This is a genomic window from Kitasatospora sp. RG8 (assembly GCF_017813315.1).
Lineage (GTDB): Bacteria > Actinomycetota > Actinomycetes > Streptomycetales > Streptomycetaceae > Kitasatospora.
Genome location: NZ_JAGIYX010000012.1, coordinates 34609 through 48608, shown reverse-complemented (window position 1 = coordinate 48608; position 14000 = coordinate 34609). Strand labels below are relative to the sequence as shown.

The following is a 14000-nucleotide window of genomic DNA, read 5'->3' as shown; positions in this document are numbered from 1 at the left end:
GTTCGGGCTCCGCGCTCAGTGGGTGGTGGGGGCCGGCGAGATGCCGCCCAGGCCACGACCGGCCCGCCAGCCGTCGAGGATCGCCTTCTGGAGGCCGAACATCTCCTCCTCCTCGTCCGGCTCCTCGTGGTCGTAGCCGAGCACGTGCAGCACGCCGTGGACGGTGAGCAGCTGGAGCTCCTCGTCCATCGAGTGCTTCGACGGGGCCGCCTTGCCCTGCTGCTCGGCGACCTCGGGGCAGAGCACGATGTCGCCGAGCAGGCCCTGCGGCAGCTCCTCGCCCTCCTTGCCCGGGCGCAGCTCGTCCATGGGGAAGGACATCACGTCGGTGGGGCCCGGGAGGTCCATCCACTGGATGTGCAGCTCCTCCATCGCCGCGCCGTCCACCAGGATCACGGACAGTTCGGACTGCGGGTGGATCCGCATCTTCTCCAGTGCGTAGCGGGCGACGTCGAGGATGGCTTCCTCGTCGGCGTCCCAACCGGACTCGTTGGCGATGTCGATCGACATGACGGGCTGGTTACTCAGCTTTCGGTGCGATGGGACTGGCGGGGTGCGCGCGGTGCGGCCGGCTTGCCGGGGCGCCGCTGGGAGGGCTTGCGGGGGGCCTGCGGAGCGCCGTCCTCGGCCTCCTGGCGGGCGTCCCAGCGCTCGTACGCGTCCACGATCCGGCCGACCAGCTTGTGGCGGACCACGTCGGTGCTGGTGAGGACGGAGAAGTGGATGTCGGGCACGTCGGCCAGGATCTCCTGGACGACCTTGAGTCCGCTGCGGGTGCCGCCGGGCAGGTCGATCTGGCTGGTGTCGCCGGTGACGACCACCCGGGAGTTGAACCCGAGGCGGGTGAGGAACATCTTCATCTGCTCGGGCGAGGTGTTCTGGGCCTCGTCGAGGATGATGAAGGCGTCGTTGAGGGTGCGGCCGCGCATGTAGGCGAGCGGGGCGACCTCGATGGTGCCGGCCGCCATCAGGCGCGGGATGGAGTCCGGGTCCATCATGTCGTGCAGCGCGTCGTACAGCGGGCGCAGGTACGGGTCGATCTTCTCGTAGAGGGTGCCGGGCAGGAAGCCCAGCCGCTCCCCCGCCTCGACGGCCGGACGGGTCAGGATGATCCGGTTGACCTCCTTGGCCTGGAGGGCCTGGACGGCCTTGGCCATCGCGAGGTAGGTCTTGCCGGTGCCGGCCGGGCCGAGGCCGAAGACGATCGTGTGCTTGTCGATCGCGTCGACGTAGCGCTGCTGGTTGAGGGTCTTGGGGCGGATGGTGCGGCCCCGGTTGGACAGGATGTTCGCGGTGAACACCTGGGACGGCGCCGGGCTGTCCGGGTCGTCCACGGCGCTCCGGAGCATGGCGATGGAGCGCTCCACGGAGTCCTCCGTCAGGGGTTGGCCGGTGCGCAGCACCAGCATCATCTCGTTGAAGAGCTGCCGGACGAGGGCCACCTCGGCGCGCTCCCCGGTGGCGGTCACCTCGTTGCCGCGGACGTGGATGTCGGCGGCGGGGAAGCCCCGCTCGATCACCCGGAGCAGCGAGTCCGCGGTGCCGAGCAGGGTGACCATCGGGTGCTTCTCGGGGATGACGATCCGGGCGCTGGTGCGGCCGTCGTCCGCCGGCTCGGGGCGCGACTGTCCGTCGGTACGGGTCTGCGATGTGTCACTCATAGGTCGGCGCTGGGGCCTGCCTCATCCCATCCGTGTCTCGTGGGCCGCTCGGTCTCTCCGGGGCACCAGGGTACGCCGCGCACGTGATCGCCGCGGCGGGCGGCGGGGCCGCACCCGACGATGCTCCGGCAGATCGCGGGGCTGCGCGAGCGGTTTTCCGCGCCGCTCACGGGCCGCCCGCCGCCGCGCCGCGTCCGGTCACGGCCGGCGCCGCGGCGGGACGGGCACCCTGGCGAGGTCCTCGGCAAGGACCACGGTGCCGTCGAAGTGCTTGCGGGCGTCGGCGAGGTGCTGGCCGAGGTCCGGGTAGCGCTGCGAGAAGTGGGTCAGCACCAGGGTCTGCGCGCCGGCCTCGGCGGCGACCTTGGCGGCCTGTCCGGCGGTCAGGTGACCGTGGTCCTCGGCGAGCCGGGCGTCGGCGTCGGTGAAGGTCGACTCGATGACCAGCAGGTCGGCGCCCTCGGCGAGTTCGTGGACGCCCTCGCAGATCCGGGTGTCCATCACGAAGGCGAACCGCTGGCCGATCCGCGGTTCGCTGACCTGGTCCAGGGTGACGCGCCGGCCGTCCACCTCGATCGCGCCCCGGTGCTGGAGCCGGCCGACGTCGGGGCCGGTGATGCCGAGGGCGGCGAGCCGCTCGGGCACCAGCCGGCGGCCGTCCGGCTCGGTGAGCCGGTAGCCGAAGGACTCCACCGGGTGCGACAGCCGGACGGCGTCCAGCGCGAACCGGGCGCCGGGGACCGGCAGCGGGCCGGGCTCGTCGATCGGCCGGGGGCGCAGCACGGCCGTCTCGTGGTAGGCGGTGGCGTACCGCAGCCGCTCGAAGTAGACCTCGCCGGAGGCCGGGAAGTAGACGTCCACCGGTTGCGGGACGCGGTCCAGGTTGATCCGCTGGATGACCCCGGCGAGCCCCAGGCTGTGGTCGCCGTGGAAGTGCGTGACGGCGATCCGGGTGATCTGGGTGGCCGAGACCCCGGCGTGCAGCATCTGGCGCTGGGTGCCCTCGCCGGGGTCGAACAGCAGGCCCTCGCCGTCCCAGCGCAGCAGGTAACCGTTGTGGTTGCGGTGCCGGGTCGGTACCTGGCTGGCGGTGCCGAGGACGACGAGTTCGCGCTGGGACACGCCGGTCAGACCATGCGCTCGGTCATCGGGATCCCGCCGAGCACGTGCACGTGGGCGTGGAAGATGGTCTGGCCCGCGCCGGCCCCGGTGTTGAAGATCAGCCGGTAGTCCTCGATGCCCTCGTCCTCGGCGACCCGGCCGGCCTCCGCCAGCAGCTCTCCGGCGATCTCCGGCTCGGCGGCGGCCAGTTCGGCGGCGTTCGGGTAGTGGACGTGCGGGATCACCAGGACGTGGGTGGGCGCCTTCGGGGCGATGTCCCGGAAGGCCAGGGTGCGCTCGGTCTTGCGCACCACGGTGGCCGGGATCTCGCCGGCCACGATCTTGCAGAACAGGCAGTCGGGCTGCGGCTCGCCGGCCATGGGGGTCTCCTCGCGGTGTCGCACGGTGTTCTGACGCACGGTGTCGGTCGGGGCGTACGGCCGCATGCTAGCCGAGCCGCCCGGTCGCCTGCTGGTACTCCTGCAGGTGCTTCCAGCGGACCACCCGGACCGCGAAGACCTCGCCCTCGTCCTCGAAGTCCTCGGTGATCAGGGAGACCGCGAGGATGACGAAGCCGATCATCCAGCGCTTGGTCAGCCGCCAGGTGTGCGGACGGCTGACGTCCTTCTTGCGGATCACCCGCAAGGCCATGACCCCCTTGCCCACGCTGAAGCCGGCGATGCGGGCGAGCAGCACCTGGTTGACGAAGGAGACGCCGAGACCGACCAGCAGCAGCGCCACGAAGTAGGGCACCGCCGGGCCGGTCGCGTGGGCCGCGTGCCCGGCCGCGTGGGCGGTCTGCTTCGGGTGGCTCGCCGCGTTGGCGGCGACGAAGCCCAGGACGACGGCGAGCGCGCAGTCGATGAGGATGGCGGGGTAGCGCCGGAAGCCGCTCGCCTCCTTGGGCTTCGGCACCGGGGCGGCGTACGGGTGCGGCTGCGGCTGCTGCCCGTACTGCTGCTGCGGGTACGGCTGCTGGTGCTGCGGGGCCTGCTGGTACTGGGGCCCGCCCGGGTGCGGCGGGTACGGCTGCCCGCCGTAGGGGTTCTGGCCGTACGGGTTCTGGCCGTACGGCGGCTGCTGACCGTACTGCTGCTGCCCGTACGAACCCGGTGGGTATCCCTGCGCCATTTCCGTGCCCCCGTGAATGCGGTGATCAAGAACAGCCCCGCATCCTACTCACCGCCCGGAGCGGGAAGTCGGCCCGTCCGACTTCCCGCTCCGTGACCCCGTCCGCCCGGCCGCGGCTACTCCCAGGGCAGCGGCGGCGCGATCTTGGCCGGGGTCCCGGCCAGGGCCTCCAACGCGATCCGGACGCCCTCGGCGAGCTGCGGGTCCTCCCCCGCCGCGTACTGGTGCGGCGCGATCGGCACCTCCACGTCCGGGTCGACGCCGTGGTTCTCCACGCCCCAGCCGTAACCCTCCAGCCAGAAGGCGTACTTGGGCTGGGTCACCAGGGTGCCGTCGACCAGGCTGTACCGGCTGTCGATGCCGATCACCCCGCCCCACGTCCGGGTGCCGACCACCGGGCCGATCTTCAGCGCCTGGATCGCGGCGTTGACGATGTCGCCGTCCGAGCCGGAGTACTCGTTGGCCAGCGCCACCACCGGGCCGCGGGGGGCGTCGCCGGGGTACGGCACCGGGCTGGCGATGTCCCGGGCGACGTCCCAGCCGACGATCCGGCGGGCCAGCTTCTCGATCACCAGCTGCGAGGTGTGGCCGCCGCGGTTCTCCCGGATGTCGACGATCACGCCCTCCTTCGCCATCTCCGACCGCAGGTCGCGGTGGATCTGCGCCCAGCCGGCCACCTGCATGTCGGGGACGTGCAGGTAGCCGAGCCGGCCGCCGGACAGCTCGCGGACGGCGGCCCGGCGCCCGGCCACCCAGTCGTGGTAGCGCAGCGGCTCGTCGTCGGCCAGCGGGACGACCACCGGGTGGCGCTGGTCGGTGCCGTCCTTGCCGGCCACGGTCAGCTCGACCGGCTGCCCGGCCGTGCCGGCCAGCAGCGGCGCCGGGCCGGTGACCGGGTCGACCGGGCGGCCGTTGACGGCCAGGAGCGCGTCGCCCGGGCGGACGGCGGCGCCCGGTGCGGCCAGCGGCGAGCGGGCCCGCGGGTCGGACGACTCGCCGGGCAGGATCCGGGCGATCCGCCAGACGTCGCCGTCCTTGACCAGGTCGGCGCCGAGCTTGCCCTGCCGGCGGGCCGCCTCGGTGTGGACGCCGTGCGGGATGACATAGGCGTGCGAGGCGCCCAGCTCGCCGTGCACCTCCCAGAGCAGGTCCACCAGGTCGTCCTTGGAACCGAGCCGCTCCACCAGCGGCCGGTAGCGCTCCAGCACGCCGGCCCAGTCGATGCCGCCGAGGTCGGGGCGCCAGAAGTTGTCGCGCATCAGGCGGCCGTTCTCGTCGTACATCTGCCGCCACTCGGCCGCGGGGTCGACGGTGACCCGCAGCCTGGCGAGGTCGACGTCGATCTCGTCGTCCTCACCGGCCGCCTTGTGGTCGGCGGGGACGATCCGCAGCCCGCCCTCGTCGAGGACGGCCAGCCGGGTGCCGTCGCCGCTGACCGCGAACCCGTCCAGGCCGTCGACCAGCTGCTCGGCGCGGCGCTTGCGGAAGTCGAACCGCTCCAGGGCCGGGCGCGGGCGCTCGTCCTCCAGGGAGGCCGCCTCGTCCCCGAGCTCGCCGATCAGCGGGACCCTCGTCCAGAGCACGCCGTCCTTGGCCGCCCTCAGCAGGCCGAACCGGCCGCCCTCGACCGGGAAGGGGATGATCCGGTCGGCGATGCCGTCCAGGTCGACCCGGGTGGCTGGCGGCGCGTCGGGGGCGCCCTCGTCGCCGTCCGCCTTCTTGCCCCGCGGCTCGTCCTCCTCGCCGCCGACCGGCCGGCCCGCCCGCTGCGGCCCGAACGGGGACGGCGTGTCGGCGGCCAGCGTGATCAGGTACGGGCGGCAGCCGTTGGGGAACGACAGGTCGAAGACGTGCGAGTCGTAGACCGGGTCGAAGTTGCGCACCGAGAGGAACGCCAGGTGCTTGCCGTCCGCGGTGAACGCCGGCGAGCTGTCGAAGAACCGCTGCGGGGTGACCTCGCTGACCGTCCTGGTGGCCAGGTTGGCCAGCACGATCTGCCGCAGCGAGAAGGCGCCCAGGCCCGCCGCCGGCTGCGACCAGGCCAGCCAGGCCGAGTCCGGGCTGAACGCCAGCCCGCTGACCTCGCCGTCGGTGCTGCGGGCCAGCTCGTGCACGGCCCCGTCGGCGAGCGTGACCAGCAGCACCCGGCCGTCGTGTGAACCGACCGCCGCCTGCTTGCCGTCCGGCGAGACCAGCAGGCCGCGGACCCGGCCGAGCCGCCCGCCGGCCAGCCGGCGGCGCTCGGCGCCCAGCACGGCCGGGGCGTACTCCAGCGCGTCCTCGCCCTCGGCGTCGGTCACCCAGAGCACGCCCTGGCCGCCGTCGTCGCCCGGCACCACCCGGGCCAGCCGGCCGCGCACGCCGGGCGTCTCGTCCAGCACCCGGGCCGGGCCCTCCCGGTGGGTCAGCCAGTGCACGGTGCCGCGGACCACGACGGCGCCGGCCCGGCCGGTGCGGTCGGGGGCGGCGCCCTCCAGCCAGTGCGCGGCCGGCACCGGGCGGGGGCGTCGCCCGGCCCGCGGCCCGGCCAGCCGGACGTCCAGCCGGCGCGGCCCGGCGGTCCCCGGGTCGTCCGGGTCGTCCAGGCCGTCCAGCAGCCAGAGGTCGCCGGCCCGGTGCCAGACCACCCGGGTGCCGTCGGTGGCGGCGTTGCGGGCGTAGAAGCCCTCCGGCGAGGTGGTGTGACGGCGCAGCCCGCTGCCGTCCGGGAGGCTGGAGTACAGCTCGCCGACGCCCTCGTGGTCCGAGAGGAAGGCGATGCGGGAACCGCCGGCCCCGCCCACCCAGAGCGGGGAGTCGAGCTGTCCGTCGAGGTCCTCGTGGACGCGGACGAACTCGTCGCGGCCGATCCAGAGCTTGCCGGCCTGGCCGCCCCGGTACCGCTTCCACCAGGCAGGGTCCCGGTTGTTCGCCGAGACGAGCAGCACCCGGTCGCCGTCCGGCTCGAACGCCAGGCCCCCGACCGGCCCGTACGGCAGCCGGTCCGGTCCGCCGCCGTCCAGCGGCACGGCGTACGCCCAGGTGCGGCGCAGGGTGGCCTCGCCCGCGGTGGTGGTGGCGATCGGGCGGCCGTCGGTCGTCCAGCCCTGGAGCCGGGTCTGGTCGCTGCCCCAGTACGTCAGCCGCCGGGACGGGCCGCCGTCCACCGGCGCGAGGTGCACCTCGGGCGCGCCGTCGCGGGTGGAGGTGAAGGCGATGTGCCGCCCGTCCGGGGAGAACCGCGGTCTGCGGACCGGGACGTGATCGGCCGTCAGCCGCCAGGCCCGGCCGCCGTCGAGCGGGGCGAGCCAGACGTCGTCCTCGGCCACGAAGGTGACCAGGTCACCGTGGAGGTGCGGGTGGCGCAGGTAGGCGCCGGCAGGGGTGCTCACGGTTTCACTCACGCGGCCAGCCTAGGCACGTCCGCACACGATGCACCGGCTTTTCCGCAACAGCGGCCCCCGCGCGGGGGACGACCCCCGCGCGCCCGGGCCGCACGCGCCCCGGTGCTCGCTCAGGCCCAGCGGCCGGTGCGGCCCAGCAGCAGGGCGCCGGCGGCCACGCCCGCCGTGGAGGTGCGCAGCACCGAGGGGCCGAGCCGGTACGGCCGGGCGCCGGCCTCGGCGAAGGCGGCCAGCTCGTCCGGGGAGACCCCGCCCTCGGGGCCGACCACCAGCACGATGTCCCCGGCCTCCGGCAGGGCGGCGGCGGCCAGCGGCTCGGCGCCCTCCTCGTGCAGCACCGCGGCGAGCGCGGCACCGGCCAGGACCGGCGCCAGCTGCCGGGTGGTCATCAGCTCGCGGACCTCGGGGAAGCGCAGCCGGCGGGACTGCTTGCCCGCCTCGCGGGCGGTGGCCCGCCACTTGGCGAGCGCCTTGGCGCCGCGATCGCCCTTCCACTGGGTGATGCAGCGGGAGGCGGCCCAGGGGATCACCACGTCCACGCCGACCTCGGTCATGGTCTCCACGGCCAGCTCGCCGCGGTCGCCCTTGGGCAGCGCCTGGACGACGACGATCCGCGGCGCCGGGCCGGGCTCCCGCCGGACGGCGGCCACCGTCACGTCGACGGCGTCCTTGCCGTGCACCGCCGTCACCGTGCCGTCCACGCCGAGCCCCAGCCCGTCCGCGAGGGTCACCGCCTCCCCAGGCTGCAGCCGCTTCACGGCGGCGGCGTGCCGCCCCTCCGGGCCGTCCAGCCGGACCACCGCGCCGGGGGCGGCGGTGGCGAGCTGCGCGGTCTCGACGACGAACACGGGCGCGGTCATGGCGATGTCCTGGAGATCGGGGTCCGGGGCCGGGCGGGCCCGCGGAGGGAACGACGGCGCCCGGCGACCCTGTCGGGGATCACCGGGCGCCGGTGCGGTCAGCGGCCGTTGAAGGCGTCCTTCAGCCGGGAGAACAGCCCCTGCTGGCCCGGCGCGAACTGGCCGGAGGGCCGTTCCTCGCCGCGCAGCACCGCCAGGCGGCGCAGCAGCTCCTCCTGCTCGGCGTCGAGCTTGGTGGGCGTCTGCACCTCGACATGCACTATCAGGTCGCCCCGGCCGCCGCCGCGCAGGTGGGTGATGCCGCGGCCGTGCAGCGGGATCGACTGGCCGGACTGGGTGCCGGGCCGGATGTCGACCTCCTCCAGCCCGTCCAGGGTCTGCAGCGGCACCTGGGTGCCGAGCGAGGCGGCCGTCATCGGAATGGTGACGGTGCAGTGCAGGTCGTCGCCGCGGCGCTGGAACACCGTGTGGGTGGTCTCGGCGATCTCGACGTAGAGGTCGCCGGCGGGTCCGCCGCCGGGGCCGACCTCGCCCTCGCCGGCCAGCTGGATCCGGGTGCCGTTGTCGACACCGGCCGGGATCTTGACGGTCAGGGTGCGGCGGGCGCGGACGCGACCGTCGCCGGCGCACTCCGGGCACGGGGTCGGCACGACGGTGCCGAAGCCCTGGCACTGCGGGCAGGGGCGGGAGGTCATGACCTGGCCCAGGAAGGACCGGGTGACCTGGGAGACCTCGCCCTTGCCGCGGCACATGTCACAGGTCTGCGCGGAGGTGCCGGGGGCGGCGCCCTCGCCGCTGCACGTGGTGCAGGTGACGGCCGTGTCGACCTGGAGTTCCTTGGTGGTGCCGAAGGCGGCCTCCTCCAGGGTGATCTCCAGTCGGATCATGGCGTCCTGGCCGCGCCTGGTCCGGGAGCGCGGGCCGCGCTGGCCGGAGGCGGCGCCGAAGAAGGCGTCCATGATGTCGGAGAAGCCGAAGCCCGCCGCGCCTGCGCCGAAGCCGCCCGCCCCGCCGCCGCCCGGCGACAGGGGGTCGCCGCCGAGGTCGTAGACCTGGCGCTTCTGCGGGTCGGAGAGCACCTCGTAGGCGGCGTTGATCTCCTTGAACCGCTCCTGCGTCTTCGGGTCCGGGTTGACGTCCGGGTGCAGTTCGCGTGCCAGGCGCCGGAACGCCTTCTTGATCTCGTCCTGCCCCGCATCCCGTCGGACGCCGAGTACCGCGTAGTAGTCCGTGGCCACCAAATGCTCCGCTTGTTCCGCCTGTAGAAGTGCTGCGACTGGAACCACCGCCGGAATTCCGACGGCGGCCTTTTCCTACGACTCGGCCAGGATCTGGCCCACGTACCGTGCCACCGCTCGCACCGCCCCCATTGTGCCCGGGTAGTCCATCCGGGTCGGACCGATCACACCCAGTTTGGCCACGCTCTCGTCGCCCGAACCGTAGCCCACGGAGACGATCGAGGTGGAATTGAGCCCTTCGTACGCGTTCTCCCGGCCGATCCGGACCGTCATCCCGGCGTCGGCCGTCTCACCCAGGAGGCGGAGCAGGACGACCTGCTCCTCCAGCGCCTCCAGCACCGGCTGGATGGTGAGCGGGAAGTCGTGCCCGAAGCGGGTCAGGTTGGCCGTGCCGGCCAGCATGATCCGCTCCTCGTTCTGCTCGGCGAGCGCCTCGAAGAGCGTCGCCAGGACGGTGGTGACGGTCGGCCGGTCGGCCGCCTCGAACTGGGACGGCAGTTCCTCCAGCAGTCCGGGGACGTCGGGCAGGCGCTGCCCGGCGGCCCTCGTGTTGACCTTGGCCCGCAGGTCGGCCAGGACGGTCTCGCCGACCGTGCCCGGACAGTCCACGAGCCGCTGCTCGACCCGGCCGGTGTTGGTGATCAGGACCAGCATCACCTTGGCCGGGGCGAGCGCCACCAGTTCGATGTGGCGCACGGTGGACCGGGAGAGCGAGGGGTACTGGACCACCGCGACCTGCCGGGTGAGCTGGGCGAGCAGCCGGACCGTGCGGGCGACGACGTCGTCCAGGTCGACCGCGCCGTCCAGGAAGTGCCGGATCGCCCGCCGCTCGGGCGCGCTCATCGGCTTGACCTCGGCCAGCCGGTCGACGAACAGGCGGTACCCCTTGTCGGTGGGGATCCGCCCGGCGCTGGTGTGCGGCTGGTGGATGTAGCCCTCCTCCTCCAGCGCCGCCATGTCGTTGCGGACGGTGGCCGGGGACACGCCGAGGCTGTGCCGCTCCACCAGGGCCTTGGACCCGACCGGCTCCTCGGTGCCCACGTAGTCCTGGACGATCGCGCGAAGCACCGCGAGCTTGCGGTCGTCGAGCTGGCGCACCTCACCGGCCATGGGGCACGCACCTCCGTCTTCGCACGTTGTCCGATGTGACATGTGTCCGTTCGTCCTGCTGCGGGCCCCGATGGCGGGCCCCGGCTTTGGCACTCTGAACACACGAGTGCCAGAACCGTACCTGCCAGTGTAAGGCCCGGGTCCGACGGCAGGAACGGCCCGGCGGGAGTGATCCTGCCCGCACTCCGCGGCGCGCGGGTGATGCCCCGCGCCCGTCCGGGTGGGAGCATCGATAGCGGACGGCGAACAGAGGAGCAGAGATGTCGACCTCGGGCCAGCACACCCGCTTCGCACCGGACCGCGGCCTGACCGGCCGGATGGTCGGGACGATGTTCGTGATCGGGCTGCTGTACGTCGGATTCACCGGCCTGCTGATCGTGCTGCTGCGCGGGGCCTGGCCGCTGATCGTGCTGCTCTCCGGCGGTCTGTTCGTGGCCCAGTTCTGGTTCAGTGACCGGATCACCGAACGGGCGATGGGCGCGCACCGGGTCACCCCGGAGCAGTACCCCCAGTTGCACGGCACCGTCGACCGGCTCTGCGCACTGGCCGACATGCCCAAGCCCCGGGTGGCGGTCGCCGACAACGACATGCCGAACGCCTTCGCGACCGGCCGCAACCCGCAGAACGCCGTGGTCTGCGTGACCACCGGGCTGCTGCGGCGGCTGGAGCCGGAGGAGCTGGAGGGCGTGCTCGCGCACGAGCTGTCGCACGTCGCCCACCGGGACGTCGCGGTGATGACGATCGCCGGGTTCCTCGGGGTGCTGGCCGGGGCGATGACCCGGATCGCGATGTACGGCGGCTTCATGGGCGGCGGCCGCAACAACAACGACTCCAACGCGGCGATCATCGCGCTGATCATCCCGCTGGTGTCGGTGGTGGTCTACGCGATCAGCTTCCTGCTGACCCGGCTGCTCTCCCGCTACCGCGAGCTGGCGGCCGACCGGGCGGCGGCCCAGCTGACGGGCCGGCCCAGCGCGCTCGCCTCGGCCCTGACCAAGGTGACCGGCCAGATCGCCGCCATCCCGACCAAGGACCTGCGCCAGGCGCAGCCGTACAACGCCTTCTACTTCGCCCCGGCGCTGAGCGCCCGGGACGCCGCCACGCAGCTGCTCTCCACCCACCCGTCGCTGGAGCGGAGGCTGGAGCAGCTCGCGAAGATGTCGGCCGGGCTCGGCCACTGACACCACCCTCCGGAGGGGACCGCCGTGGGATTCCTGGACACGCTGTTCGGCCGCACCAAGCCGGTCAGGCCCGACCTCGACCAGCTGTTCGGCGTGCCGTCGGCCGCGCTGACCCTGGAGGCGGCGGCCGGGTTCCGGCCCACCGGCGTCGGGTCGGTCTGCTTCGCCTCCGTCGAGGGCGGCGCCTTCGGCGAGGTCGAACGGCAGGTGCGGGCGCTGCTGGACGCCGACGCCGGGCGCGGCGGCGTCCCGGTGGAGGCCTCCAAGGACGCGTACGGCTACTCCTGGCTGCTCGCCCGGCACAGCCCCGAGGAGCTGCCGGACCTGGTCAACGACCTGCACGCGGTCAACAGCGAGCTGGAGGCGAACGGCTTCGGGCCGCAGCTGCTCTGCTCGCTGGTCGCCTTCCGCGACCCCGAGGGGCGGCCACTGGCCCTGGTCTACCTGTACAAGCGCGGCACGTTCTACCCGTTCGCGCCGGTGCCGGGCGGCGGGGAGAAGCGCAACAGCCCGCTGGAACTGCAGGTCAACGCCATGCTCGGGAACGACCTGCGGCTGGAGAAGGACCTCACCCGCTGGTTCCCGGTCTGGGGCGCGCCGGGCCTGTGACAGCCGGCCCCGTGACGATCCGGCCCGTGACGGCCGGGCGGCCGGCCGTAATTCGCTGGCCCGCGGACCCGGGGGCGCCCTAGGGTCCGGCCGTGATCAACTGGACCGAGATCGAGACCGCGCAGCCCTCCCCCGAGCTGCTGGCCGCGGTGAGCGGGGCACTGCGCTCCCCCGACCCGCAGACCCGCGACAGCCTGGCCTACGAGCAACTGTGCCGCTGGATCCCGCTCCTCGCGCCGCCGGAGCTGTACGCGCTCGGCGACGAGATGGCCGAACGGCTGGCCGACCCCGAGATCCAGGCCCGGACCTTCGCCCCGCTGATCCTCGCCGAGCTCGTCGACGCCGGCGCCTACCGCCCCGCCTGGCTGGAGGCCTTCGCCCGCTGGTACCCCGCCGAGACGGACCTGCGCGGGTGGGACCGGGAGCTCGGCTGGCTGCACGCGGTCGCGCACGGCGCCGACCTGCTGGCCGCCCTCGGCCGCAGCCCGCTGGTCACCGACCCCGAGCCGTTGCTGGAGCTGGCCGCCGCCCGGCTGCTGGCCCCCACCGACCACGTCTGGGACGCCATGGAGGACGACCGGCTCGGCCGCGCCGTCGCCCTCGTCCTCACCCGGCCCGGGCTGACCGAGCGGCAGGCGCTGGCCTGGCTCGACCCGATCGCCGCCCAGCCCCCGCGCCGCCCCACCGCGACGGCCCCCGGCGTCGCCGCGGCCCTCTCCAACACCCTGCGGACCCTGCGGGCGGTGTACGTGCTCGCCGACCGGGGCGTCCGCCCGGCCCGCGGCGCCGAGCCGCTGACGGTGCACCACTCCGCCGCCCTGCGCGCGCGGATCGCCGAGCTCCTGGTGGTCAACTCGCCGTTCACGGGCTGACGCCTCGTAGACTCCGGGGAATGCGCAGCCGCGAGTACGGACCAGACCTCACCCCGCCGTGGAAGCGGCAGCAGCCCGCCCCGGAGGTGCCCGCCGAACGGGACCTCGTGGTGGAGGAGGCGGCGACCGGCTTCTGCGGCGCGGTGGTGCGCTGCGAGAAGACCGCCGAGGGCTTCACCGTCACGCTGGAGGACCGGTTCGGCAAGCACCGGGTCTTCCCCATGGTGGCGCGCGGGTTCCTGTTGGAGGGCCGGGTCGTCACGCTGGTCCGGCCCGCCGGCCCGGCCCCCGCGAAGGGCCCCGGCCGCACGGCCTCCGGCTCGCTGGCCGTCCCCGGCGCGCGCGCCCGGGTCGCCCGGGAGTCCCGGATCTACGTCGAGGGCCGGCACGACGCCGAGCTGGTCGAGCGGGTCTGGGGCGACGACCTGCGGATCGAGGGCGTGGTGGTCGAGTACCTGGAGGGCGTCGACGACCTGCCCGCGATCGTCGCCGACTTCGCCCCGGGCCCGGGGCGGCGCCTCGGCGTCCTGGTCGACCACCTGCTCCCCGGCACCAAGGAGCACCGCATCGCCGCCCGGGTCACGGGGGACGCGGTGCTGGTCGTCGGCCACCCCTACGTCGACGTCTGGCAGGCCGTGAAGCCCGCCTCCGTCGGCATCCCCGCCTGGCCGGACGTGCCGCGCGGCGAGGTCTGGAAGGAGGGCGTCTGCCGCCGCCTCGGCTGGCCCGTGGACACCCCCGCCGCCTGGAAGCGCATCCTGTCGTCGGTGGACTCCTACAAGGACCTGGAGCCGGCCCTGCTGGGCCGTGTCGAGGAACTGATCGACTTCGTGACGCTGCCGGAGTGAGAGCGG

At 73.9% G+C, this 14000-nt stretch carries 13 protein-coding genes; 4 read left to right on the top strand and 9 right to left on the bottom strand.

All coding sequences use genetic code 11. The features are described 5' to 3' along the window. Positions 1 to 15 precede the first annotated feature (15 nt). The 9 genes from ybeY to hrcA form a co-directional block, all read right to left on the bottom strand. Entirely contained in the window at positions 16 to 510 is a 495-nt protein-coding gene (ybeY, locus tag J5Y04_RS19360) for an rRNA maturation RNase YbeY (RefSeq protein WP_148645212.1), read from the bottom strand. Positions 511 to 524: 14 nt separating this feature from the next. Then, a complete protein-coding gene (locus J5Y04_RS19355; protein ID WP_209413320.1) occupies positions 525 to 1661 on the bottom strand; it encodes a PhoH family protein in 1137 nt (378 codons plus the stop codon). 198 nt (positions 1662 to 1859) lie between these two features. Further along, positions 1860 to 2783 (bottom strand): ribonuclease Z, encoded by a 924-nt coding sequence (locus tag J5Y04_RS19350; protein ID WP_148645210.1) that lies wholly within the window; start codon positions 2781 to 2783, stop codon positions 1860 to 1862. A gap of 5 nt (positions 2784 to 2788) precedes the next feature. Next, a complete protein-coding gene (locus tag J5Y04_RS19345; RefSeq protein WP_209413319.1) occupies positions 2789 to 3142 on the bottom strand; it encodes a histidine triad nucleotide-binding protein in 354 nt (117 codons plus the stop codon). A gap of 67 nt (positions 3143 to 3209) precedes the next feature. Further along, positions 3210 to 3893 carry an RDD family protein gene (locus tag J5Y04_RS19340; RefSeq protein WP_209413317.1) on the bottom strand — a complete coding sequence of 228 codons (684 nt, stop codon included), beginning with the start codon at positions 3891 to 3893 and terminating at the stop codon, positions 3210 to 3212. Between the two features lie 116 nt (positions 3894 to 4009). Then, positions 4010 to 7276 carry a PDZ domain-containing protein gene (locus tag J5Y04_RS19335; RefSeq protein ID WP_374106055.1) on the bottom strand — a complete coding sequence of 1089 codons (3267 nt, stop codon included), beginning with the start codon at positions 7274 to 7276 and terminating at the stop codon, positions 4010 to 4012. A gap of 110 nt (positions 7277 to 7386) precedes the next feature. After that, entirely contained in the window at positions 7387 to 8136 is a 750-nt protein-coding gene (locus J5Y04_RS19330; protein WP_209413316.1) for a 16S rRNA (uracil(1498)-N(3))-methyltransferase, read from the bottom strand. Positions 8137 to 8234: 98 nt separating this feature from the next. Then, positions 8235 to 9374, bottom strand: a complete 1140-nt coding sequence (gene dnaJ, locus J5Y04_RS19325) for a molecular chaperone DnaJ (RefSeq protein ID WP_209413314.1) — start codon at positions 9372 to 9374, stop codon at positions 8235 to 8237. A gap of 75 nt (positions 9375 to 9449) precedes the next feature. Next, entirely contained in the window at positions 9450 to 10484 is a 1035-nt protein-coding gene (gene hrcA, locus J5Y04_RS19320) for a heat-inducible transcriptional repressor HrcA (protein ID WP_209413312.1), read from the bottom strand. 260 nt (positions 10485 to 10744) lie between these two features. Here hrcA and htpX point away from each other — a divergent pair, with 260 nt between their 5' ends. The 4 genes from htpX to J5Y04_RS19300 all read left to right on the top strand — a co-directional run bounded on the left by htpX (position 10745) and on the right by J5Y04_RS19300 (position 13994). Continuing rightward, entirely contained in the window at positions 10745 to 11665 is a 921-nt protein-coding gene (htpX, locus tag J5Y04_RS19315; RefSeq protein ID WP_209413311.1) for a zinc metalloprotease HtpX, read from the top strand. 24 nt (positions 11666 to 11689) lie between these two features. Continuing rightward, complete coding sequence (locus J5Y04_RS19310) at positions 11690 to 12274, top strand: hypothetical protein (RefSeq protein ID WP_209413310.1); 585 nt, start codon at positions 11690 to 11692, stop codon at positions 12272 to 12274. A gap of 92 nt (positions 12275 to 12366) precedes the next feature. Continuing rightward, positions 12367 to 13146 (top strand): DUF2785 domain-containing protein, encoded by a 780-nt coding sequence (locus tag J5Y04_RS19305; protein ID WP_209413308.1) that lies wholly within the window; start codon positions 12367 to 12369, stop codon positions 13144 to 13146. A gap of 20 nt (positions 13147 to 13166) precedes the next feature. Continuing rightward, positions 13167 to 13994 (top strand): DUF3097 domain-containing protein, encoded by an 828-nt coding sequence (locus tag J5Y04_RS19300; protein WP_209413307.1) that lies wholly within the window; start codon positions 13167 to 13169, stop codon positions 13992 to 13994. Positions 13995 to 14000: the final 6 nt, after the last annotated feature.